This window comes from Luteibacter sp. CQ10, from assembly GCF_040900725.1.
GTDB lineage: Bacteria > Pseudomonadota > Gammaproteobacteria > Xanthomonadales > Rhodanobacteraceae > Luteibacter.
In genome coordinates, this window is the sequence record NZ_JAEUYM010000001.1 from 1,200,007 (window position 1) to 1,221,599 (window position 21,593).

At 67.3% G+C, this 21,593-nt stretch carries 17 protein-coding genes; 11 read left to right on the top strand and 6 right to left on the bottom strand.

What is annotated here, in order from left to right; translation table 11 throughout:
- Window positions 1-29: 29 nt before the first annotated feature.
- A complete protein-coding gene (locus tag JNG39_RS05345) occupies window positions 30-1,592 on the top strand; it encodes a putative bifunctional diguanylate cyclase/phosphodiesterase (RefSeq protein ID WP_368310121.1) in 1,563 nt (520 codons plus the stop codon).
- On the opposite strand, the gene JNG39_RS05350 is transcribed toward JNG39_RS05345, so the two are convergent.
- A complete protein-coding gene (locus JNG39_RS05350) occupies window positions 1,589-2,182 on the bottom strand; it encodes a TetR/AcrR family transcriptional regulator (protein WP_368310122.1) in 594 nt (197 codons plus the stop codon). The two genes, JNG39_RS05345 and JNG39_RS05350, sit on opposite strands and share 4 nt — an antisense overlap.
- A 121-nt stretch (window positions 2,183-2,303) precedes the next feature.
- Between JNG39_RS05350 and JNG39_RS05355 the strand changes: the two genes are divergently transcribed.
- A complete protein-coding gene (locus JNG39_RS05355; protein ID WP_368310123.1) occupies window positions 2,304-3,218 on the top strand; it encodes an oxidoreductase in 915 nt (304 codons plus the stop codon).
- 39 nt (window positions 3,219-3,257) lie between these two features.
- Here the strand turns inward: JNG39_RS05355 and JNG39_RS05360 are convergent, their stop codons facing one another.
- The 3 genes from JNG39_RS05360 to glgX form a co-directional block, all read right to left on the bottom strand.
- Window positions 3,258-5,150 carry a glycoside hydrolase family 76 protein gene (locus JNG39_RS05360; RefSeq protein ID WP_368310124.1) on the bottom strand — a complete coding sequence of 631 codons (1,893 nt, stop codon included), beginning with the start codon at window positions 5,148-5,150 and terminating at the stop codon, window positions 3,258-3,260.
- 195 nt (window positions 5,151-5,345) lie between these two features.
- Window positions 5,346-5,522, bottom strand: a complete 177-nt coding sequence (locus JNG39_RS05365) for a DUF3606 domain-containing protein (RefSeq protein WP_368310125.1) — start codon at window positions 5,520-5,522, stop codon at window positions 5,346-5,348.
- Window positions 5,523-5,592: 70 nt separating this feature from the next.
- Window positions 5,593-7,701, bottom strand: a complete 2,109-nt coding sequence (gene glgX / locus JNG39_RS05370) for a glycogen debranching protein GlgX (RefSeq protein ID WP_368310126.1) — start codon at window positions 7,699-7,701, stop codon at window positions 5,593-5,595.
- Between the two features lie 141 nt (window positions 7,702-7,842).
- Here glgX and JNG39_RS05375 point away from each other — a divergent pair, with 141 nt between their 5' ends.
- The 5 genes from JNG39_RS05375 (at window position 7,843) to JNG39_RS05395 (ending at window position 14,250) form a co-directional block, all read left to right on the top strand.
- Window positions 7,843-8,679: a protein-glutamate O-methyltransferase CheR gene (locus JNG39_RS05375; RefSeq protein WP_368310127.1), complete on the top strand. Its 837-nt coding sequence runs from the start codon at window positions 7,843-7,845 to the stop codon at window positions 8,677-8,679.
- Window positions 8,676-9,254 (top strand): chemotaxis protein CheB, encoded by a 579-nt coding sequence (locus JNG39_RS05380; protein ID WP_368310128.1) that lies wholly within the window; start codon window positions 8,676-8,678, stop codon window positions 9,252-9,254. The genes JNG39_RS05375 and JNG39_RS05380 overlap by 4 nt, the downstream gene beginning before the upstream one ends.
- Window positions 9,251-10,393 (top strand): response regulator, encoded by a 1,143-nt coding sequence (locus tag JNG39_RS05385; RefSeq protein ID WP_368310129.1) that lies wholly within the window; start codon window positions 9,251-9,253, stop codon window positions 10,391-10,393. The genes JNG39_RS05380 and JNG39_RS05385 overlap by 4 nt, the downstream gene beginning before the upstream one ends.
- Window positions 10,390-10,764, top strand: a complete 375-nt coding sequence (locus JNG39_RS05390) for a response regulator (RefSeq protein ID WP_368310130.1) — start codon at window positions 10,390-10,392, stop codon at window positions 10,762-10,764. The genes JNG39_RS05385 and JNG39_RS05390 overlap by 4 nt, the downstream gene beginning before the upstream one ends.
- 66 nt (window positions 10,765-10,830) lie before the next feature.
- Window positions 10,831-14,250, top strand: coding sequence for a response regulator (locus tag JNG39_RS05395; RefSeq protein ID WP_368310131.1), 3,420 nt, complete (start codon window positions 10,831-10,833; stop codon window positions 14,248-14,250).
- On the opposite strand, the gene JNG39_RS05400 is transcribed toward JNG39_RS05395, so the two are convergent.
- Window positions 14,240-15,490, bottom strand: coding sequence for an ATP-binding protein (locus JNG39_RS05400; protein WP_368310132.1), 1,251 nt, complete (start codon window positions 15,488-15,490; stop codon window positions 14,240-14,242). The two genes, JNG39_RS05395 and JNG39_RS05400, sit on opposite strands and share 11 nt — an antisense overlap.
- A 236-nt stretch (window positions 15,491-15,726) precedes the next feature.
- Between JNG39_RS05400 and JNG39_RS05405 the strand changes: the two genes are divergently transcribed.
- The 3 genes from JNG39_RS05405 to JNG39_RS05415 all read left to right on the top strand — a co-directional run bounded on the left by JNG39_RS05405 (window position 15,727) and on the right by JNG39_RS05415 (window position 19,654).
- Window positions 15,727-17,226: an ATPase domain-containing protein gene (locus tag JNG39_RS05405; protein WP_368310133.1), complete on the top strand. Its 1,500-nt coding sequence runs from the start codon at window positions 15,727-15,729 to the stop codon at window positions 17,224-17,226.
- A 70-nt stretch (window positions 17,227-17,296) separates the two neighbouring features.
- Entirely contained in the window at window positions 17,297-19,243 is a 1,947-nt protein-coding gene (locus tag JNG39_RS05410; RefSeq protein WP_368310134.1) for a response regulator, read from the top strand.
- 57 nt (window positions 19,244-19,300) lie between these two features.
- Complete coding sequence (locus JNG39_RS05415; RefSeq protein ID WP_368310135.1) at window positions 19,301-19,654, top strand: VOC family protein; 354 nt, start codon at window positions 19,301-19,303, stop codon at window positions 19,652-19,654.
- A 41-nt stretch (window positions 19,655-19,695) separates the two neighbouring features.
- On the opposite strand, the gene JNG39_RS05420 is transcribed toward JNG39_RS05415, so the two are convergent.
- Window positions 19,696-20,352, bottom strand: a complete 657-nt coding sequence (locus JNG39_RS05420) for a hypothetical protein (RefSeq protein ID WP_368310136.1) — start codon at window positions 20,350-20,352, stop codon at window positions 19,696-19,698.
- Window positions 20,353-20,548: 196 nt separating this feature from the next.
- Between JNG39_RS05420 and JNG39_RS05425 the strand changes: the two genes are divergently transcribed.
- Window positions 20,549-21,580, top strand: coding sequence for a YihY/virulence factor BrkB family protein (locus JNG39_RS05425; protein ID WP_368310137.1), 1,032 nt, complete (start codon window positions 20,549-20,551; stop codon window positions 21,578-21,580).
- Window positions 21,581-21,593: the final 13 nt, after the last annotated feature.

Consider the following 21,593-nt stretch of genomic DNA (forward strand, 5'->3'; position numbering starts at 1 on the left):
CTATGCACAACGGGGTAGGGGATTGGGTGATGCGCCATCGCTTTCAGCTCTGGGACTTCGCCGTGGTGCTGGCCGTCACCGGCATGCTGGTGTTTCTCGGGCTGGAGTACGACTTCCTGCGCAAGCGCGGGATGTCGACGGGTGAAGCCGGCGGGCTGGAGCTCGAGGAGCTTGGCATCATCGCCCTGGTGGTCGCCGCCTTCGTCTACGTGATGCGGCGGCGTATGCAGGTGCAGGCGAGGGAGGTGCAGCGCCGGATCGATGCCGAGCGCCATGCGCGCACGCTGGCGATGCAGGATCCCCTGACGGGCCTGGCCAATCGGCGCCGCTTCGACGAAGCGGTGTCCTCGGCGATCGTCGCGCCCCCCGGCGCGGCCCGATTGCATGCGGTGTTCATGCTCGACCTCAATCGCTTCAAGGCCATCAACGACGTGTACGGCCATCCCGTCGGCGACGAGGTGCTTCGCGTGGTCGCGGCGCGCCTGGCGGCCGCCGTGCGTCAGGACGACCTGGTGGCCCGGCTGGGCGGCGACGAGTTCGCGGTGGTGGCCACGCACCTGTTCGGCCCGGAAGAGGTGACCAGCATCGGCATGCGACTCATCGAGGCGGTGCGCGATCCCGTGCAACTGGATCGCCAGGCGCACACGGTGGGCGTGGGCATCGGCGTGGCGCTGTTTCCGCAGGATGCGCAGGATGCGGCGGAGCTGGTGCGTCGCGCGGACATCGCGCTCTACCGCGCGAAAGCCGAGCGCGTGTCGTCGATGAACTATTTCCAGGCCGACATGGACGAGCAGATTCGCGCCCGCGCCGAGTTGGAAATGGCGTTGCGGGAGGCGGTCGCCGAGCGGCGCATCGAGGTGCATTACCAGCCCCAGGTGGACCTGGAGACCGGACGGCTCATGGGTTTCGAAGCGTTGGCGCGATGGCACGACCCGCGCTGGGGCGATATTCCGCCCGAACGCTTCATCCCGGTGGCCGAAGAGTGCGGCGTGATCGACGACCTGGGTACGTGCGTGCTGCGGCAGGCGTGTCGCGATGCCACCACGTGGGGCGATGACATGCTGGTGTCGGTGAACATCTCGCCGGTGCAACTGCAACGACCCGATTTCGGCGATTTCGTGACCGACACGCTGAATGAATACGGCTTGCCGCCGTCGCGGCTGGAGCTGGAGATCACCGAAAACACGCTGGTGCGCGACCTGCACGCCGCACGGCACGCGCTCACGGGCTTGCGCGATGCCGGCGTGCGCATCGCCCTGGACGACTTCGGCACGGGCTATTCGAGCCTTTACCACCTGCGCGCGTTCAAGGTCGACCGCATCAAGATCGACCGCAGTTTCGTCGACAGCATGGCGACCGAACCGGAGAGCGTGGCGATCGTGCGTGCCCTCATGGGGTTGGGACACGGCCTGGGTGTCAAGGTGACCGCCGAAGGCGTGGAAGACGCGGCGCAGCGGGTAGCCCTGCTGGGCGAAGGCTGCGACGAAGCGCAGGGCTTCCTCTTCAGCCAGGCCATGACGGCCGCGGAGGCGCTGGACGCCATTCGCGCGGCCGGCGGGACATCCGCGCGAAACGATCCGTCACCAGGCTAACGGGGCTCCACCCGCAGGCTCTCGAACGTCTCGCGCAGCATCTGGGCGATCGGCCTGCGCTTGCCCGTCTGCTCCCGCCACGCCTGCAGGGTCAGCCTCATCGCGCCGACGGCGACCACGGCCACCATGCGCAGCGCGACCTGGCGCTCGGGCTGTCGCCACACCTGGGCCAGCGCCTCGTAGATGGCGTGCTCCAGCTCCGCGTAGTACGCCGGCTTGCGGGCGAGCAAGGCCTCGCTCGAACGCATGAGATCGTCGACGGCCGTCATCTCTTCGGTGGTGTAGCCCGCGATGTGCTTCACCATGATGTCGCGCACCGCGTCCAGCGGGGAGGCGTCGGGCGATGCCCGGAGAAGATCGGCGACGAGGCGGTCCGAGTCGGCGGCCTGCCAGAACAGGATGATCTCGTCCTTCGACCTGAAGTAGGCGAAGAAGGTGCGGCGGGAGATGCCCGCCTCGGCGGCGATGGCGTCGAGCGTCGTGGCGTCGTAACCGTGGATCATGAAGAGCCGTTGGCCGGCCTCGGCGATGCGCTGGCGGGTTTCCCGCCGCTTGCGCTCACGCAGCCCTTCGTCGGGAAGCGTATTCATGGGGACGCGGGGGCTGGCATGCGAACGATCCTCTTGCATTCGTGCACTGAGTGCATTAAAAAATGCACTCAGTGCAATAATATTCATGGCGCGAAAGCGACTTCACACCGGGAATCCCATTATGGCGAAGTGGACGACGGCGGACATCCCGCCGCAGCAAGGCCGCACGGCGGTGGTCACGGGCCCGGGCGGGCTCGGGTTCGAGGATGCGTTGGCCCTGGCACGCGCCGGCGCGCACGTCATCCTGGCGGGGAGGAATCCGGCGAGGGGCGCGGCGGCGGTGGCGCGCATCCACGAGACGGTACCGGGTGCGAGCGTCACCTACGAGGTGCTGGATCTTGCAAGCCTCGCGTCCATCGAGTCCTTCGCCGCGCGGTTGCGCGACTCGCTCGGCGGCCTGGACCTGCTGATCAACAACGCGGCGGTCATGAGCCCGCCGACGCGCCTCACCACCGTCGACGGTTTCGAATCGCAGCTTGGCACCAACTACCTCGGGCATTTCGCGTTGACGGGCCGACTCTTGCCCCTGTTGCGCAAGGGCAACGCGGCGCGCGTGGTCAGCGTGTCCAGCGTCGCGGCCCGGAGCGGTGCGATCCGGTTCGACGACCTGCAATCGGAGCGCGACTATGCGCCGATGTCGGCCTACGCGCAGTCGAAGCTCGCGTGCCTGATGTTCGCCCTGGAGCTGCAACGCCGCGCCGACGCGGCCGGTTGGGGCATCCGCAGCATGGGCGCGCATCCGGGCATTTCGAGGACCGACCTGATTCCCAACGGATTCGGTCCGCGCAGTGCCGCCGGCGTGGTGCGGCGCCTGTTCTGGTTCCTGTTCCAGCCCGCCGCGCAAGGCGCCTTGCCGACGCTCTTCGCGGCAACGTCCCATGAGGCCCGGGGCGGCGCCTATTACGGGCCGGACAGACTGAGCGAAGTCCGTGGCTTCCCCGCCGTGGCGAAAGTTCCGGCACAGGCGCTGGACCGGCAAGCCGCCGAGCGCCTGTGGAGCGAATCGGAACGACTCACCGGCATGGTCTACGCGTAACGCCGGGAAGCGGGCCGGCGAGGCCCGCTTCGACGGAGGTCACTGCGTGATGTTCGCCGTGACGTGATATACGCGTCCGCCCCAGCCGTCGTCGGGGAACGCATCCGATACCCTCAGGTAAACCGGCTTCGAGCCGCCGGTGCCGTCACCGAGGAACGGCGTCAGGTCGATGCTTCGGTCGGCCTTGTTCGAGCCGTCGGTCACGGGGCGATCTTCCTTGAGTACGGTGGTCCAGTGCACGTTGTCCGAGCTGGCTTCCACGAGGAACTCCGCATCGATGGTCAGCGTGACGTGCGCGGCGCTCGTGTCGACGGGGAAGGGGAAGCGGTAGGTGAAATGGGCATGGCCGTCGGCGAAGCGGTTCTGCACGCCGTTGCTCTGCGAACCGTCGGGATCGAAAAGCCACGGGTTTTCGTCGACGGTGCCGGTGTCGAAATCGATGGCATGCGCCACCAGCACGTCGGCTTGCGCGGTGAAGCGAAGGCCGGCCGCCACCAGGTTCGCGTCGACCGGGTGATGCCCGTCCGTCGCCGCGCTGGGCACGGTGATGTTCAACGAAACGCTGCGATCGACCGGGTTGGCGTTACCGTGCGGCTGCAAGGTCACCAGGGTGGCCCGCGGTGTGGCCTTCCATCCGGCGGGTGCGTCGACGGAGGCGAGGGCGATCAGCGGGAAGTAGCCGGTGGCCGAGACGCCCAGATCGAGCGGGATGGTCGTGACGCCCGAGGCGGACGGCATGACCACCGGCTGCGCGGGCGACAGGGTGGCGGCCAGCGACGCGAGCGGGGTCAGGGTCGGCACGTCGCCGATCAGCGCGCTGAGGGCGCTGGCCTGGGTGCGCCAGTCGAAGACGTTGGGATGCCCTTCGCTCGTGGCGCCGGTCCAGCGGGTGCCGAGGCGGTTTGCCGCGTCGCGGTCGTCGTTCCATACCGCGTCGGCTTGCCGTGCGAGGAAGGTGGCGTAGCCGCGGTCATGCGTGGTGTCGACCAGATCGGTCCAGTAGCGCATGAAGATACCCTTGAACTGCTTGGCGTTGTCGTCGCAGCTCTGGTCCGTGGCATCGCAGGTTTCCTTCAGCGTGCCGTCGTCGGTCACCAGCGCGTTCGGGCCGACGGCGGCGTCGGCCAGGCGACGCACGGTGCTCAGGATCTTCGGATCGCGGGTGGCGCGCCAGAGTTCCAGGCCCGCGCCGATCGCCAGGCCCTGGTTGTACGTCCACACGTTCTGGCCGTTGTTGGTGCAGGCGTCGGTGAGGCCGTCGTTGACCAGGCCGTCGGCGTTGATCATGCCGCTGCCCTGGAACCATGCCCAGGCCGTGCGCGAGCGATCCAGCCAGAGCGTGTCGCCGGGGATGCGGTTGTGCAGTTCGGCGGTGAGTCGGATCCACAGGCCGTTGGTGATGGCGTTCTTGTAGGTGCGTTCGGCATTCCACCAGACGCCGCCGCCGCAGGTGCCGGGGTCCCAGTAGCCGTAGACGTAGTTGGCGATGGTGACCGCCATGTCGAGGTACTTCGGATTGCGTGTCAGGTCGTAGGCCTGCAGCCAGGTGAGACCCCACCATTCGGAGTCGTCGATGGCGCGACTGGTGAAGTTGCCCAGCAAGGGGTCGCCGGACAGCACGCCGGCGGGAAACACGCCCTTGTCCTTCTCGAAGGTGTTGTCCAGCTGGGCGAGGTAGCGGCGATCGCCGGTACGTTGCATGTAGTCGCCGATGGTCTGCAGGGCCACCGCGGAGTTCCACCAGCTGGAAGGGAACCATGCCTTTTCCGGCTCGTAGGAGCTCATCAGCACGTCCGCCGCCACGCGGGCGCGGGCCATGGCGGTGGGCCCGTCGGCTACGGGCATGCGGTTGCGTTCCCTGGCCAGGGCGGGAAGGGCGGCCACCAGCGTCAGGCTGGCCGCGGCCAGCAACGTCTTGATCGTCGGGTTCATGATCGGCGAATCACTCCTCTTGGGCCCACGTGGGCGATCCGTGGCCGGCCCGTGGGCGAGGTCGGCCGGGAACATGTGCCCAGGGAGTCATTTAGACGTCTAAAAAAAGAGAGAAGCGACTCGTACGGGCCCGTGGAGTGTTGCAGAGCCCGGTCAATGATAGTGAGAACCCCGTCAACGGGACCGCGGGAAGGCTCAGGACTTCAGCGCGGCGCGCACGTCCTTGGTCATCGGGCCGACGCGCCCGACGACCTCCCGCAACCTGGATTCGCTGATGCCCAGCTGTTGGGTCCAGTAGCGAACTTCGTAGTCCTCGTTGACGTTGATCCGCTCACGATCCGCCCCGCCCCGGTGGCTCTTGCTGTCGCTCATGACCGTCTCCGCATGCCGTGTAGCCGGACGTTGCGACGGGCGACGTGACGAATCCGTAGGCCCGGCGTCGTCACTCCGCGCTGCACACCATGACCGTCAGGGCTCGCGGCGGACAGACGAAGGATTCCCCGCCCTGGCCTTTCACCCCGGCAGCCAGTTCCGGTGCCGTGGACAGCACCACCGACCACGTCGGGCACTCCTCGCGCTGGGGGAGCTGGAACGCCACGCCTTCGCTCCAGCCGTTGATGAGCACCAGCACGCTCACGTCGGTGCCGGGTTTGCGCACGCCGGTCTGCTGCGCACGGCCGTCGACGAGCGCGGCGATGGAACGTGCGTTCGGATCGGTCCAGTGGGCCTCGGCCGCTTCGCTTCCGTCCGGCGCGAGCCAGACGATGTCGCGCACGCCGCTGTCGTCGTCGTAGCGTCCGTCGAGGAACCGGCCGCGGCGGAGCAGGGGGAAACGCTGGCGCAGCGTGGTGAGCTCGCGCACGAAGTCGGCCAGGCGTCCTTCGGTCGGATCGCGCTCCCAGTCGATCCAGGCGATCTCGCTGTCCTGGCCGTAGGTGTTGTTGTTGCCGCCCTGGGTCTGCGCCCGCTCGTCGCCGGCCAGCATCATCGGCGTGCCCTTGGACAGGAACAGGGTGGCGAGCAGGTTGCGCATCTGCCGCTCGCGCAGCGCGAGGATGCCCGCGTCGTCGGTATCGCCCTCGACGCCGCAGTTCCACGACCGGTTGTCGTCCGAGCCGTCGCGGTTGTCCTCGCCGTTGGCTTCGTTGTGCTTGCCGTCGTAGCTGACCAGGTCGTGCAGGGTGAAACCGTCGTGCGCGGTGACGAAGTTGACGCTCGCCCACGGGCGCCGGCCGCGTTTGTCGAAGAAGTCGGCCGAGCCGGTGAGGCGCTTGCCGAAGTCGGCCAGCGTGCCCTCGTCGCCCTTCCAGAACGCCCGCACGTCGTCGCGGAACCGGTCGTTCCACTCCGCCCAGCCTGGAGGGAAGTGACCCACCTGGTAGCCGCCGGGGCCGCAGTCCCACGGCTCGGCGATCATCTTCACCGAGGCCAGCAACGGATCCTGCGCCACCGCGTCGAGGATGCCGCCACGCTGGTCGAACCCGGTGGGCTCACGTCCCAGGATGGTGGCCAGGTCGAAGCGGAAGCCGTCCACGTGCATCTCGGTGACCCAGTAGCGCAGCGAATCCATCACCATCTGGATCACGCGCGGGTGGCTGACGTTCAACGTGTTTCCCGTGCCGGTGTCGTTGATGTAGAAACGCGGGTCTTCGGCCAGCCGGTAGTACGACACGTTGTCGATGCCGCGGAAGGAAAGGGTGGGGCCCAGCTCGCTGCCCTCGGCCGTGTGGTTGTAGACCACGTCGAGGATCACCTCCAGGCCCGCGCGGTGCGCCGCGCGCACGAGGTCGCGGAATTCGTCCCGATGGCCGCTGGCCAGGTAGCGTCGCTGCACGGCGAAAAAGGCGAGGGTGTTGTAGCCCCAGTAGTTGCGCCGCCCCGCCTCGAGCAGGTGGCGGTCGTCGAGGTAGGCATGCATGGGCAACAGCTCGATCGCCGAGACGCCGAGCGAGCGGATGCCCTCCAGCACGGCGGGCGTGGCCAGTCCGGCACAGGTGCCGCGGATGTCCTCTTCCACCGACGGGTGGCGCATGGTGTAGCCGCGCACGTGGGTTTCCATGATGACGGTGTCGTCCCAGGGAAGCTGCGGACGTTCGTCGCCGTCCCACGCGTACGCATCGTCGACGACCACGGCTTTGGGTACGAAGGGGGCGCTGTCGCGCTCGTCGTAGCTGAGGTCCTGGTCGGGATGGCCGATGGTGTAGCCGTAGAGCTCGTCGCACCAGACCAGGTCGCCGGTCAACTCGCGCGCGTAGGGATCGATCAGGAGCTTGTTGGGATTGAAACGGTGGCCCTTCGCCGGCTCATAAGGGCCGTGCACACGGTAGCCGTAACGCTGGCCCGGCTTTACGTTCGGCAGGTAGCCGTGCCAGATCTCGTCGGTGTACTCGGGCAGGTCGACGCGGGTCTCGCGGCCCTCGTCGTCGAACAGGCAGAGTTCCACGCGCGTGGCGTGGGCGGAGAACAGCGCGAAATTCGTGCCTGACCCATCATAGGCGGCGCCACGGGGGAAGGGCCGGCCTTCGCTGACGGCCGGGATCGAGATATTCATGGGAGAGGTCATGCGGCGTGCCAGGACAAAGGTCGCGGGAGCGTGGCAACTCGCAGGTGGAAGGAACGTCGCGATGACCTCCACGGAATTTTCACATGGCAATCGGGTTAAATTCGCGACCGCCTTTTCCGCCCGACGCCCGTGACCGACGAGGCCACCTCATTGTTCGACATCGAGTTGCGTTTGCTGCTCGATGCCGTCTACCTGCGATATCACTACGATTTTCGCGGCTACGCCTTCAGCTCCCTGAGGCGTCGCGTTCGCCATGCCATGACCCGGTTCGGCTGCGAGCGGGTCAGCGACCTGCAGCATCGGATCATCCACGAGCCCGAGTTCTTCGCCGAGGCCATACAGTATTTCACCGTGCAGGTGTCGGAGATGTTCCGCGACCCGGGATACTTCCGTACCCTCCGGGAAGAGGTCGTGCCCGTGCTGACGACGTACCCCTCCATCAAGGTCTGGGTGGCGGGGTGCAGCAGCGGGGAGGAAGTGTGGTCGCTGGCCATCCTCCTGGCCGAAGAGGGCTTGCTCGAACGCTCGATGATCTACGCCACCGACATCAATCCGGATGCCCTGGCCAAGGCCCAGCGAGGCACCTACCGCGTCGATCGCGTGGCGCAGTTCACCCGCAACTACCTGGCGGCCGGAGGGCGGGGATCGCTGTCGGACTACTACACCTCCGCCTACGGCAACGCCATGTTCGACCGGCGGCTGACCCAGCAGGTGGTCTTCGCCGACCACAGCCTGGCCACGGATTCGGTGTTTTCCGAAGTGCACTTCGTGTCGTGCCGCAACGTGCTCATCTATTTCAACCGCGCCCTGCAGGATCGCGCGGTGGGACTGTTCTGCGATTCGCTGGTCCGGAAGGGATTCCTCGGCCTGGGCAGCAAGGAGTCGCTGCAGTTCGGCGCGCATGCGGACAAGTTCGAAGCCTTCGCGCCCGAGCAGCGCATCTACCAGCGCAAGGTGCCGGGATGACCGATCTTCCCGAACCCTTTGGCGCCGTGGTCATCGGCGCGTCGGCGGGTGGCATCCAGGCGCTTCGCGTGCTGCTCGAGGGCCTGCCGGCCACGTTCGCGCCGCCGATCGTGGTCGTGCAGCACATCCCGCCGGATCGGCCCAGCGCGCTCGCGGAACTTTTCGGTTACCGGTGCCTGCTGCCGGTCGTCGAGGCGGACGACAAGCAGCCGCTCCGATCCGGGACGGTGTTCTTTGCGCCGCCGGACTATCATCTGCTGGTCGAAGACCGCCAGACACTGGCCCTGTCGATCGACGCGCCGGTGAAATTCTCGCGACCGTCGATCGACGTGCTTTTCGAATCCGCGGCGGCCGCGTTCGGGACGCAATTGCTGGCTATCCTTCTCACCGGCGCAAGCTCCGACGGCAGCGAGGGCCTGGTGTCCGTTCGCCGGGCCGGCGGCAAGGCGTGGGTGCAGTGCCCGTCGGAGGCGGCCGTGCCGACCATGCCCGAGTCGGCCCTGGCGTTGGCGGGCGCGGATGCCGTCCTTCGTTTGCGGGACATGTGCGACAGGCTTCAGGGGAGCTTCCAATGAGTTTCATCCACAGTGCACCGCTGGCGGCGGTACCGTCGCCTCACGTGACGCACATTCTCATCGTCGACGACGTGCCGCAGAATCTTACGGCGATGGAGGCGCTGCTCGCGCGCGACGGCGTGGCCATCCTCAAGGCGGCCTCGGGCGCCGAGGCCCTCGAGCTGCTTTTGCGGTTCGACGTGGCGCTGGCCCTGCTCGACGTGCAGATGCCGGAGATGGACGGTTTCACCCTCGCCGAGCTGATGCGCGGATCCTCGCGCACCCGGCACGTGCCGATCATCTTCCTCACGGCGTCGCCCAGCGACCCCGCCCGTTCCTTCAAGGGCTACGACACCGGCGCGGTCGATTTCCTGCACAAGCCCATCGAGCCCCGGGTGATCACCGGCAAGGTCGACGTCTTCATCCAGCTCCACCGGCAGCGGCTGGAGCTGGAAGCGCGCAACGAGCAACTGGAGCGGGCGCTCGAGCTCAACGAAACGATGGTGGCGGTGCTGACCCATGACCTGCGCACGCCGCTCTCGGCGATCAGCCTCTGCGCGGATCGGCTCACCGACGAAGCCGCCGGCACGGGATTGGCCAGGACGGCATCCCACGTCAAGACCAGCGCGATGCGCATGGCGCGGATGATCGAACAGATGCTCGATTTCTCCCGCATCCGTTCGTCGGTGCTGGCGATGGACCTGAAGGCGGTCGACCTCGGGCGGATCTGCGCCGACGTGGTGGACGAGACGCAGCGGGCCCATCCCGATCGCGACATCGCGCTGACCACCGAGGGTGACCTGGGCGGACGCTTCGACGAGGTGCGCGTGGGCCAGGTGATTGCCAATCTGCTGGGCAATGCCGTGCAGCACGGGCAGGGCGGGGAGATCGCCGTGCACGTGGACGGCACGCATGCCGATGTGCTCGTCATCGGCGTGCGTAACGCCGGGCGCATCGGCGATGCGCTTCTCCCGCGCCTGTTCGAGCCGTTCAAGGGAGCGTTCAATCCCAGCCAGGGACTGGGCCTGGGGCTCTATATCGTCGACCAGTTCGTGCGTGCCCATGGCGGCGCGGTGCGCGCCGAAAACGCCGACGCTTTCGTGCGTTTCGAGGTCCGCCTTCCGCGCAGGCCTACCGTATCCCAGGGAGACGGGCGGTGAGCGGGGTCAGCGCACTGCGTGGATGCGCGGTCCTCCTGGCGGAAGACGATCCCATCATCGGTTCGCTGTTGCAGGAGCTGCTCGAAGACGCGGGGGCGACCGTCATCGGTCCGTTTCCCTCCCTGAGGCAGGCTCAGTCCGCCTTGGCCCTCGACATGCCCGCCATGGCCCTTCTCGACGTGAACCTGGTCGACGGCGACGTGTTTCCCCTGGCCACGCACCTGCAGGAGCGTGAGATACCTTACGTGCTCTTCTCCGCGTCCGATCCGGCGCTCGTGCCCGACTCGCTCAAGCCGAGGAAGTTCCTGGCCAAGCCGGCGTCGTCGCGGGACATCCTCGCGGCGGTCACCGAGATGCTCGGCCATTCCTGAGGCCGCGGCGACCGTCGTCCGCGTTGCCATTCCCTTCATTCCGTCCGTCCATACGTGCCGCCATCCATGCTCTCTACCTTGAAGTCCCGCCGATCGGCGGCCCGTTCCGGCCGTGACACCCGCACCCTCGTCGCGCTGGCGGCGGTCGTCGTCTTTTTCGTATGCAGCGGCATGGTGGCCTGGTTCAACGTGCGCACCATCCGCAACGACAACGGCATGGTCATCCGCTCGCAGGAGACGGTCGGGGCGCTCGGCGATGTCTTTTCCAGCATCCAGGACGCCGAAACCGGTCAGCGTGGCTTCCTGCTGACGGGGAACGAGCGATACCTCGAGCCGTACCAGAACGCCGTCGGTGTCATCCCCGCGCGGATGGACGCCATTCGTGCCGCGATGTCGGACGACGCCGCCCAGCAGAAACGCCTCAACGAGTTCGCCGCGCGGGTACAGAGCAAGCTCGAGGAGTTGCGGACCACGATCGAGACCCGGCGGAGCCACGGAGCGGATGCCGCCCTGGCGATCGTCGCCTCGGACCGCGGCAAGGCCGCGATGGACGACATCCGTGCGCGGCTGGCGATCATGCGCAGCTCGGAATACGACCAGCGCGCCAAGCGCCTGGCCGAAATGGAAACGGCGTACAGCACCGCGCTGACGTCCGGGGCCGCCAGCGCGTTCCTCGGTATCGCGCTGACCGTGTTCGTCGCCGTGCTCGTCCGTCGCAATGCCGCGGCCCGCGAGCGTGAGGCCTGGTTGCAGGCCGGACGACTCGAACTGGCCGTGGCCATGGCCGGCGACAAGGACATCGACGCGCTCGCCGGCGTCACCCTCACGTTCCTCACCCGGTTTCTCGGTGCCGAGGCAGGCCTTCTTTTCACGCCGGACGGTAGGGGGTTCCGCCGCGTGGGCGCCGTGGGCGTCGTGGCGGACGGCGACACCACGTCCGCGCCGGGGAGCCTGCTCGATCGCGCGGTGGACGAGCAGCGGGTGGTGGTGGTGTCCGACGTGCCGGAGGGCTATTTCAGGATCGGCTCGGGCATGGGGCAGGCGATGCCCCGCCATCTGGTGATCGCACCGGGTACGCACGACGGCGCGGTGCACGGCGTGATCGAACTGGGTTTCTTCCATCCGGTCGACGACGACGTGGTCGCCCTGCTCGAGCAGGCCGCGCCGGCCATCGGCATCGCGCTGCGTTCGGCCGCGTACCGCGCCGAGCTGGGGCGGCTCCTGGAAGAGACGCTGCGCCAGTCCGAAGCCTTGCAGGCGCAGGGCGAGGAGCTGCGCGTATCCAACGAGGAACTGGAAGAGCAGAGCCGCGCCCTGCGCGAATCCCAGCACGAGCTCGAATCGCAACAGGCGGAACTGGAGCAGACCAACGCGGACCTGGCCGGGCAATCGCAGCAACTGGAAGCGCAGCGCGACGAACTGGCCCTCGCCAACGAGGCCATCGAAGCCAAGGCGCGGGAGGTGCTTCGGGCGAGCCAGTACAAGTCCGAATTTCTGGCCAACATGAGCCATGAACTGCGCACGCCGCTGAACTCCGCGCTGATCCTCTCCAAGCTCCTTGCCGACAACCCGGGCGGCAACCTCACGGAGGAGCAGGTCAAGTTCGCCCGGACGATCCATACCTCGGGCACGGACCTGCTCACCCTCATCAACGACATCCTCGACCTGTCCAAGATCGAGGCCGGTCACGTCGACGTGCGTGGCGAGGCGTTCCCCGTGCAGGGTCTGCTCGATGACCTTGCCGCGCTGTTCTCGCCGGTGGCGGCGGAAAAGGGCCTGAGCTTCACCGTCAAGGCCGCGGACGGCGCGCCCGGCGTGATCGAGAGCGATCGCCAGCGGCTGGAGCAGGTGCTGAAGAACTTGTTGTCGAACGCCCTGAAGTTCACCCAGACCGGTGGCGTGACGCTCGACATCCGTCCGGCGGGCGAAGGCACCGTCGTCTTCTCGGTGACCGACACCGGCATCGGCATCGCGCCGGACCAGCAGGCGCGGATTTTCGAGGCGTTCCAGCAGGCGGACGGGTCCATCAGCCGGCGCTACGGCGGCACGGGGCTGGGGCTGTCGATTTCCGTCGAACTGGCGCGACTGCTCGGCGGAAGCATCGCCGTGACAAGCCGTCCCGGCGAGGGCAGCACGTTCACGCTCACCATGCCCGTCAAGCTCGTGGAAGGCGAGGTTCGCGCCGCATCCGAGGTACCGCCGATGCCCACACCGGTGCCAGTGCAGATACCGCGGATCGTGCCCGAGCCGGCGCCGTCGCGTTTCGATCAGCCCGTGGCCGGCGAACCGCTGGACCCTCGTCGCCTCATCCTCATCATCGAGGACGACCGCGCGTTCGCCGATATCCTCGCGGGTCTCGCCACCGAAATGGGTTTCCGCGCGTGGGTCGCGCCCACCGCGGCCGAGGCACTGGCCGCGGCCCGTGAGCAGATGCCGCATGCCATCGTGCTCGACATCGGTCTGCCGGACCAGTCGGGGCTGTCCGTGCTCGACATCCTCAAGCACGATATCCGCACGCGCCACATCCCCATCCACGTGATCTCGGGGGAAGATCACTCGCGCACCGCGCTCGCCCTCGGTGCCGTCGGCTACCTGGTCAAGCCGACCACCCGCGACGAGCTGGTGCAGGTGCTCGATTCGCTGGAAGCCCGCCTCTCGCAGCGGCCACGCCGCGTGCTGGTGGTCGAAGACGATGCCGTGCAGCTCGATGCCATCCGCCGGCTGCTGGCCTCCGCGGACGTCCTCACCGTGGGTGCCGCCACGGCGGCGGACTGCCTGTCGTTGCTTCGCCACGAAACCTTCGATTGCATGGTGCTCGACCTGTCCCTGCCGGACACGTCGGGCTTCTCGCTGCTGGAAACCCTGAGCAGCCAGGAGGCCTACGGCTTCCCGCCGGTCATCGTCTACACGGGGCGCGTTCTGTCGTCGGCCGAGGAAGAGCGCCTGAGGCGCTATTCCAGCTCCATCATCATCAAGGGCGCCCGCTCGCCCGAGCGCCTGCTGGACGAGGTGTCGCTGTTCCTGCACCGCGTCATCGCCGAGTTGCCCGAGGCGCAGCAGGGCATGATCCGCGCGGCGCTGCACCGCGACGCGACGCTCGAAGGCCGGCGCATCCTTCTCGTCGAGGACGACGTGCGCAACGTATATGCGCTCATGAGCGTGCTCGAGCCGCACGGTTGCGTGGTGACCATCGCGCGCAACGGGCAGGAGGCCATCGACGCGCTCGACGCATCGGCCGGGGATGGCGCCGACGGGATCGACCTCGTGCTCATGGACGTCATGATGCCGGTGAAGGACGGCCTCACGGCGACCCGGGAGATTCGCCAGGACCCGCGCTTCGCCCGTTTGCCCATCATCGCGCTCACCGCCAAGGCCATGCCGGACGACCAGCAACAATGCCTGCAGGCGGGAGCCAACGATTACGTGGCCAAGCCGCTCGACATCGACAAGCTGCTGTCGCTGGTGCGCGTGTGGCTCACGGCTTGAATGCGCCGTCCGGGCCTGCCGTCGGAAGGCTCAGCGTGAAGACGGTGCCGTGTTCCTGGCACGAGGTCGCGCTGAGGGTGCCGCCATGCCCGCGGGCGATTTCCGCCGCGATGTAGAGGCCCAGCCCCAGGCCGGGGGCTGGGGAGCTGCTTTCCTGGCGCACGAAGGGCTCGAACAGGCGAGGCAGGATGTCCGCGGGAATCGGCTTCCCCCGGTTCGTGACCGCGATATCCACGCCGGCCGCGGTTCGGGTAGCCGCGACGTGGACGGGTGTCGAGGGATCGCCGTGCGCGACCGCATTGTTGAGCAGGTTGGCCAGCAATTGGCGCATGCGCTTGCCGTCGAATCGCACCGGTCCATCGACCGCGGCGGCGACGTGGATGGCGCAGTGAGGCTGGCCTTGCCGCACTTCGTCGGCGGCCGCCGCGACGACGTCGTCCAGGTCGCCGCGTTCGGCCAGCGCCAGCGGCACGCCGCTACCGAGGCGCCCGCGCGCGAAATCCAGGATGTCGTCGATGAGACCGGACATGCGCGTGACGCAGCGCGAGAGATGGCCGACCAGGCGGCGTCCTCGTTCCGTGTCCTGGAGGGGCTGCAGTTCATCGGCGATGAGACGCGCGCCCTGCAGCGGGCTGCGAAGGTCGTGGCCTACCACCGCCAGGAACTGCTCGCGCAACACGCCGGTATCGACCTCCGAGCGCAGCGCGCTCTCGGCGTCCAGAACCCGTAGTTCGAGGGAGAGGTTCGCCGCGATCAGGGAGGCGAACAACGTGAGGGTGTCGACGATGGTGCCTTCGTCGAAATCGCGCGGTTCCGAGTCGATGGCGCACAGCGTGCCGAAAAATCGTCCGCCCTCGGTCAGGATGGGCACGGATACGTAGCTCTCCAGTCCGTATATCCGCGGCGTATGGTGCGTGGAAAAGACCGGATGCCGGCTCGCGTGCCTGAAGATCACCGGTTGCAGGTGATTGCGGATTTCATCGCAGATCGTGGAGTTCAGCACCAGGTCGCCCCCGGGCTTCAGCCCGAAGTCGAGATGATCGAGCACGGCGCAGGCCGTCCAGCGATCGTCTGTGACGCGCGCGATGGCCGAGAAACGCATGCCGGTCAGGCGGCACACCGTTTCAAGGATGGAAGGAACGATGGACAGGCTCTGTATCGCCTTCACGGAGGACTCGACCGAGGCCTCGACGATCGGGGGAGCGGACGCGGCCTTCTCCGTGGGTGTTCGCCAGTTCAATGATGCTCCCGTCTTTCCGGCGCCGGATGGCGCGCTCGATTATGCCGCTTTTTTCGGGTGGAGACCTGTCGACCCGGCCTGAGCCACGAGCCTACACGTCCGCTTCATCCCGCTACGGTATCGTTGTCGCCCGGCCCGTTGACTATCGTGACGAATGGCTGTTCCCGACGCGAGTGGACGTGACCCGACCTTCGCCCTTTGGGCAATCACCTTCATCCGTCGCGGAGAACCCGTTGATGACGCCACTCCCCCGCTGTAGCACCGGCATCCCCGGTCTCGACGTGATCCTCGGCGGCGGGCTACCCACCAACCGGCTCTACCTGCTCGAAGGGCAGCCAGGCTCCGGCAAGACCACGCTCGCGCTGCAATACCTTCGTGAAGGCGTCCGGGCGGGCGAACGGTGCCTCTACGTCACCCTGTCGGAAACCGCCGATGAACTCGCCGAGGTGGCGGGGTCGCATGGCTGGACGCTCGACGGCATCGACCTGTTCGAACTCGCCGCCGCCGAATCGGTGCTGGGCGATGGCCGCCAGCAGTCCGTGCTGCATCCATGGGAGATGGAGCTGGGCGGCACCATCCGCCTCATCCAGGCCGAAGTCGAACGCTGCAAGCCCTCGCGCGTCGTGTTCGATTCGCTCTCCGAGCTTCGCCTGCTTGCCCAGGATCCGCTTCGCTATCGTCGGCAGGTACTCGCACTCAAGCAGTTCTTCGCGCCACGCAACGTCACGGTGGTCCTGGTCGACGACCTGACCGGCGAGGGCGGGGAGCGCGACGCCCACCTGCACAGCCTTTGTCACGGCGTGATGTCGTTGGAACGGCTCACCCTCGAATTCGGCGCGGCCCGTCGACGCATGCAGGTGCAGAAGCTGCGCGGCGTCGATTTCGTGGCCGGTTATCACGACATCGCCTTGCTCACCGGCGGCCTCGAAGTCTATCCGCGCCTCATCGCGGCGGATCATCATGCCCCGTTCGCCGGGGATCCCGTGCCCAGCGGCGTCGAGGAACTCGACCGCCTGCTCTATGGCGGCCCGCTCCGCGGCACCAGTACCTTGCTGACCGGCCCCGCCGGCGCCGGCAAGACCAACGTGACGATCCAGTACGTGATCGCCGCGTTGAGACGCGGAGAGCGGTGCTGTTTCTTCGAATTCGACGAACGGATCGGCACGCTGCTGACGCGCGCGAAGGCCCTGGGCAACGACCTGCAGCCGTACATCGACGCCGGCCTGCTCGAGCTGACCCAGGTGGACCCCGCCGACATCTCCCCGGGGGAGTTCGCCTGGACCGTCCGGCGCGCGGTGGAAGAGCGGGACTGCCGGATCATCGTCATCGACAGCCTCAACGGTTACATCGCGTCGATGCCGCAGGAGGCGCAGCTCTTCCTGCAACTGCACGAGCTGCTGTCCTACCTCAACCAGAAAGGCGTGACCACCTTCCTGGTCAATCCGCAGCATGGCCTGATGGGCAACATGTCCACCGGCGCGCTGGACGCCTCCTACATCGCCGATACCATCGTGCTGTTCCGCTTCTTCGAAGCCCGCGGGCGCATCAGGAAAGCCATCAGCATCCTGAAGAATCGTGGCGGCGGCCACGAAGACACCATCCGTGAGCTTCGCATCGATGCAAGGGGGTTGCGCGTGGGAGAGCCCCTGGACCGGTTCCATGGCGTGTTGACGGGGATCCCGCGATTCGACGGGGAAGGAGAGCACCTGCTGGAAGAGCGCAGTGCCGACGCGTAGGTCCGTCTGCATCGTCGCTCCTTTCGGGCAGGATGCTCAAAGCATCGCTTCGGTACTCGCGTCGCATGGCATGCGTCCGGCCATCTACGGCGATCTCGATCTCTTGGCGCAGGCCATCGGCGATGAGATCGGCACGGTGGTGGTCACCGACGAGGCGCTGGCGTTCGACGATACCGCGCTTCGGAAGGTGCTCGCCGCGCAACCGTCCTGGTCGGACATTCCCTTCGTGCTCCTGCGCGCTCCACGCTCGCGCGGCGGCTGGCGCGCATCGTCGCTGCCCCCCGAAGTGATCAACGTGGTGGAGATCGAGCGGCCGCTGGGTTCGGCGTCGCTGGTCAGCGCGGTGGAAAGCGCCCTGCGTGCGCGCTTCAAACAATTCGTCATCCGCGACCAGATGATCCGCCTGGAACGCAGCCAGGCGGCGCTCGCCGCGAGCGAGGCGGAGCTGCGGCTCGTCGCCGACGCGCTGCCGGTGTTGATCGCCTTCATCGATGCGGGCCTCGTCTACCGGTTCGCCAACCTCGCCTACGAAGAATGGTTGGGCATGCCGATCGCCGACATCATCGGCCGACGGGTCGAGGACGTGGTGGGCGCCAGGCTGTGGAACCAGCGCAAGGGCGACATCGAGCGGGTGTTGCGCGGCGAAGGCATCCTTGCGGAGATCGCCTGGCCCATGCCGGACGGGCGTCGGCGGGATGCCGAGGTCCGCTACATTCCGCGCTTCGATGCGCTCGGAACCATCGATGGATTCCACGTCTTCGCGGTCGACATCACCGATCGCAAGATGGCGCTGGAAACGACGCGGCAACAAGCCGCCCTGCTGGAACGGCGGGTGGCGGAGCGCACGGCGGAACTCGAGGCCGAGATGGCCGCGCGCCAGGCGAGTGACGAGGCGCTCCGCCAGGCGCAGAAAATGGAGGCCGTAGGGCAGTTGACCGGCGGCATCGCCCACGATTTCAACAACATGCTCACCGGCATCCTGGCCTCGCTGGAATTGATGCGCTCGCGCGTGGACGAGGGGCGGGTCGATGGCATGCAGCGCCTCATCGATATCGCGGCGACGTCGGCCCAGCGAGCGGCCGGACTGACCCAGCGATTGTTGGCGTTTTCCCGGCGGCAATCGCTCGACCCGAAACCCGTCGACGTCGGTGCGCTGATCCATTCGATGGACGACCTGCTCACCCGGACGCTCGGCGAGCGTGTGCGCCTGAGCCTGTCCGTGGCGCGTGGCCTGCCGCCGGCGATGGTCGACGCCAACCAGCTCGAAAGCGCGTTGCTCAATCTCGCCATCAACGCACGCGACGCCATGCCCGACGGCGGGAAGCTCGATGTGAGCATTACCCTCGGGCGGTACGCCGAACACGACGATGCGGATGCGTACATCGTGATGACCGTGGCCGATACCGGCGTCGGCATGGATGACGCCACGCTGGCGAAGGTGTTCGAGCCTTTCTTCACGACCAAGCCGATCGGCCAGGGAACGGGCCTGGGCATGTCGATGATCTACGGTTTCATCAACCAGTCGCGCGGACACGTCCGGATCCGTTCGGCGGTAGGGAAGGGGACGACGGTATGCCTTTACCTTCCGCTTGCGGGCCAAGCGGGTAACGCCGAGGACGCAACGCGCACCGCCAGGGTGACGGGCGGCCAGGGCCAGCAGATCGTCGTCGTCGATGACGATCCGCAAGTGCGCCTCCTGGTGACCGAGCTGCTGAAAGAGCTCGGCTACGATGTGCTCGCCGCCGATTCCGCCGAAGCCGCGTTGCCGATGCTCTCCACCGGGGCCGCGCCCGATCTCCTCGTCACGGATGTGGGCCTGCCCGGCCTCAACGGCCGGCAACTGGCCGATATCGTGCGCCGCGACCGGCCGGAACTGCCCGTGCTGTTCATCACCGGCTACGCGCACAATGCGACCAACCAGGCCGCTTTTCTCGACCGCGGCATGAAGATGATCTCCAAGCCCTTCAGCCTGGCGACCTTGAGCGAGGCGGTCGGAACCATGCTGCATCGGCCGTGAGCGCCAGGCGGCCGCCTTGGGTTAGCATGGACGCCTGCGAACCGTGAGGGGACAGCCATGGCGGTGACGGGAATCGGCGGGTTTTTCTTTCGTGCGAAGGATCCGAAGGCACTGGGTGCCTGGTACGCCGAACACCTCGGCGTGGGGGAGGGCGCATACGGCATGTGGGACACACAGGCCGGCGCCAGCGTTTTTTCGCCGTTGCCGGCGAATACCGACTATTTCGCCGCCGAGCGCCAGTGGATGCTCAACCTGCGCGTGACGGGGCTCGATGAATTGTGCGCTGCACTTCGGAGTGCCGGTATCGACGTGACCCCTTGGCCGGACATGGATGGCGTCGGACGCTTCGCCCGCATCCACGATCCCGAAGGTAATCCGATCGAGCTATGGGAGCCCGTCGATCCGGCCTGATTCGATCGCCAAGGGCTTCATGTGTCCGTGGCCGCCCCGGTTCAGGGTGACGGTGCGGCCGGGGTCCGTACCAGCCTCGCGTTCGCCCGTGCGTGGGCGTGCACGAAAAGCATGGCCCGCACGTCCACCTCCACGTCCATGGCGGTCGCCAGCATGGCATCCGGACGCGTCGTGTCCGGTTCGAACGCATAGGACAGGTCGAGCTTCTTCACCTTGGCGAGCCAGTTGCCGGACGGTGCCTGGAGGCGCAGGTCGACGTGGCTGACGTAGGGCTTTCCGCCAGCGTCGTTGCTGACTTCCGCCCTGCCGTCGAAGGTTTCCTCGTCATCCTTCCCGTCCATGCTGACGCTGACGCTCCCGGCCTGGGAAAAGCCGCGCGGCACGTGGCGGGTAGTGAATGCATAGGTGGTGCGGCCGCCCGATTGCCCGGCGACGTGGGCATCCGCGCCGATCACGTCCTTGAGTTCCGCATAGGAGGGCAGGGCCTTCTTGGGCTCTTTTTTGGGGTCGATGGACTCGCTCGTGGTCTCCGGCGTGTCACCCCCGAACACCGTCGAGGTGACGCGAATCGTGCCCGGGACATCGGCCGGCGCGACGGCGGTCCGCGCCAGGGCGGCGTCGAGCAGCGCGTCATGGGCATGGACGGCACCCGCGCCCCAAAGGCACGCCAGGGCGACGCAGACGGTACGCATGATCATGGCCATCCCTCCCTTCTCGGAAAGTATCGTTACGGTACCGAGGGCAACCCCGCCCTCCATGAGCCATTGGTCACGCGAAGGTCGAGCGTCGCGATGTCTGTCCATCCGGCACGTGCCTCGGACCACGCGGTCCTCACGCCGCCTGCGCCTAGGCTTGATGTGCGCGACGTCAAGGTGGTCGCGGAGGAGAACCGCCATGTTTCAGTCAGCCCGGTCCCGTACGCTGCGGGTGCTTCGGTCCGCGATCGACGGCTTCAGCGATGACGAACTCATGACGCGCGCGGCGGCGCTCGCGTTCTATGCCGCCTTGTCGGTCGCGCCGCTGCTGCTGCTGCTGGTCTGGATCATCGCCATGTTGAACCCCGGTTGGCAGGACCAACTAGTGGAGGCGCTGAACACCGTCGTGGGAAAGAAGGCGGCCGAGGTGTTGGTGACCGTCATCCAGAGCGCGCAGGATCATCCCCGGCTGGGCAACATCGCGGGGATCGTCGGCCTGGGCGTGACCTTGTTCAGCGCATCGGCGGTATTCGCGCAGCTCCAGGGCACACTGGATCGGGTCTGGCGGGTGAAACCCAAGCCGGGACAGGCGGTCGGCGCGTGGTTGCGGGCGCGGGCGCGCGCTTTCGCGTTGCTGGTGGGCGTGACCTTCCTCCTGATCGTCTCGTTGGTGGTCAGCGCGCTTATCGAGGGCATCCTGGGGCGGGACGGGACGGCGTGGAGCGCGCTGAAGTACGGCGTGTCGGTACTGGTTTTCGCCGGCGCGTTCGGCATGATGTTCCGCCTGCTTCCCGATGCGCGCATCGACTGGAGCGACGCCATCTTCGGTGCGGTGCTCACCACGGTGCTGTTCCTCCTGGGCGAGTTCGTCATCGGGCTTTACGTGGCCCATAGCGACGTCGGCGGCTCCTACGGCCCCGCCGGCGCCTTCGTGGTGCTGCTGGTCTGGACGTATTACTCATCGCTCATCGTATTGATGGGCGCGGAGCTGACGCGCGGCGTGGCGGAGGCGCGGGGGAAAGGCATCCGTCCGAGCACGCATGCCGTGCGGATCGAAGCCGCGCCGGCGGAGATCAGGGACGGGAAGAAGCGTACTTCCGGCGTGGCGAAGGGTGTGCCGTATCGGCAGCGTTCCCTCGGGAACATGGTGCTGATGGCGTCGGGTATCGTCGCTGGACTGATCGTCATACGTCGTCGGTCGGCGTACCGGTCGCCCGCCAAGCGCTACTGACGTAGCGATCGGC

What these genes read in the sequence shown, in the direction of transcription:
- JNG39_RS05410 (WP_368310134.1), top strand. Translation starts at nt 17,297, where the DNA reads ATGCGTCCGGCCATCTACGGCGATCTCGATCTCTTGGCGCAGGCCATC.
- JNG39_RS05420 (WP_368310136.1), bottom strand. Translation starts at nt 20,352, where the DNA reads ATGATCATGCGTACCGTCTGCGTCGCCCTGGCGTGCCTTTGGGGCGCG.
- JNG39_RS05415 (WP_368310135.1), top strand. Translation starts at nt 19,301, where the DNA reads ATGGCGGTGACGGGAATCGGCGGGTTTTTCTTTCGTGCGAAGGATCCG.
- JNG39_RS05360 (WP_368310124.1), bottom strand. Translation starts at nt 5,150, where the DNA reads ATGAACCCGACGATCAAGACGTTGCTGGCCGCGGCCAGCCTGACGCTG.
- JNG39_RS05380 (WP_368310128.1), top strand. Translation starts at nt 8,676, where the DNA reads ATGACCGATCTTCCCGAACCCTTTGGCGCCGTGGTCATCGGCGCGTCG.
- JNG39_RS05395 (WP_368310131.1), top strand. Translation starts at nt 10,831, where the DNA reads ATGCTCTCTACCTTGAAGTCCCGCCGATCGGCGGCCCGTTCCGGCCGT.
- JNG39_RS05355 (WP_368310123.1), top strand. Translation starts at nt 2,304, where the DNA reads ATGGCGAAGTGGACGACGGCGGACATCCCGCCGCAGCAAGGCCGCACG.
- JNG39_RS05385 (WP_368310129.1), top strand. Translation starts at nt 9,251, where the DNA reads ATGAGTTTCATCCACAGTGCACCGCTGGCGGCGGTACCGTCGCCTCAC.
- JNG39_RS05345 (WP_368310121.1), top strand. Translation starts at nt 30, where the DNA reads ATGCGCCATCGCTTTCAGCTCTGGGACTTCGCCGTGGTGCTGGCCGTC.
- JNG39_RS05365 (WP_368310125.1), bottom strand. Translation starts at nt 5,522, where the DNA reads ATGAGCGACAGCAAGAGCCACCGGGGCGGGGCGGATCGTGAGCGGATC.
- glgX (WP_368310126.1), bottom strand. Translation starts at nt 7,701, where the DNA reads ATGAATATCTCGATCCCGGCCGTCAGCGAAGGCCGGCCCTTCCCCCGT.
- JNG39_RS05425 (WP_368310137.1), top strand. Translation starts at nt 20,549, where the DNA reads ATGTTTCAGTCAGCCCGGTCCCGTACGCTGCGGGTGCTTCGGTCCGCG.
- JNG39_RS05350 (WP_368310122.1), bottom strand. Translation starts at nt 2,182, where the DNA reads ATGAATACGCTTCCCGACGAAGGGCTGCGTGAGCGCAAGCGGCGGGAA.
- JNG39_RS05405 (WP_368310133.1), top strand. Translation starts at nt 15,727, where the DNA reads ATGACGCCACTCCCCCGCTGTAGCACCGGCATCCCCGGTCTCGACGTG.